General features: G+C 38.8%; 1 protein-coding gene. It reads right to left on the reverse strand.

Annotated elements, in window-relative coordinates; translation table 11 throughout:
* The coding region (locus ABYT07_RS21335; RefSeq protein ID WP_372993998.1) for a hypothetical protein at positions 1–1,150 on the reverse strand (1,150 nt) is incomplete at both ends.

The raw sequence follows: 1,150 nt of genomic DNA on the forward strand, positions 1-1,150 counted from the left end.
ACAATCCCATCATTATCAGTGTCTGGAACATCTCTATTGCTCTCTAACGTATCTGGTATACCATCTCCGTCAGAGTCCAAATCACGGTAATCTGGTAAATTATCATAATCTGAGTTTTTTGGTCCAGGGAATGTGCTTTCTTCACTAATGACATCATGCCATCCATTCTCATCTGCATCAATGAACCAATTATCTATTCTCCCATCATTATCGTTATCATGATATTTAGTGGTATGAGAGAAGGCTTCCTTGGTATCGTTTATACCATCATTATCCGAGTCTAAATCTAAGAAATCGTATAAGACGAATCCTGGTTTAACATCTGTTGCTGCATCTGAATTGGGAATTACATAATTTATAACACCACTATCTATAGCTGTTTCTACATTATCTGCTAGCCCATTAGTTCCATATGAGGCAGTATCTACTAAACCATCATTATTATTATCTACCAAACCTGCCTCTAAAACATCTGGAATTCCATCGTTATCGGAATCCAGGTCTAAAGAGTTTGGTATCCCATCAGAATCTGCATCTGTACAAGCATCAAGTACAAACATTTGAATTTTATCAATAAAATTACTGCCTACATTGGCTCTAAACCATATACGTGTAATGGTCTGACCAGCAGGGACGGTATAAAATCCAAAATTCTCTTTCCAGTTGTAATTTGGAGCAGAAGTAAAAGTATTTTGCAGAACAGGGGCAGATGGAGGTCCCAAAAGAACATCTATAATATCATCTGCAGAAGAATATCTATTCCTGTGCGCGAAAGACCATCTCAGTATTGTCCCGGGGATGGTTGGGACATCTTGATAAAGTCCCAAAGGGGAAGAGGCATCTACTTCTACAAATTGGATACCGGAATATGCTCCGAATCCAGTCTCCCAGTCAATATTCTCATTTCCGTTTTGCCATAACTCTAGATGATTATTACCAGGGTTATCTGCACTTTCCCAGTGAGGGATATGACTAGCATCTCCTTTCCAAACACCCTTTGAGGATGCTTGGTCTGTTGTGTTAGCCTCTAACCTAAGAACATCTATATCTTCAAAGTCCCCATCTTTAATTAGATTCGGATTATCTATTGGAGTACATTGTCCTTCTATAGTATCGGGAATTCCATCATTATCATCATCCAGATCATCCC

Source organism: Sulfitobacter sp. (assembly GCF_041552635.1).
GTDB lineage: Bacteria > Pseudomonadota > Alphaproteobacteria > Rhodobacterales > Rhodobacteraceae > Sulfitobacter.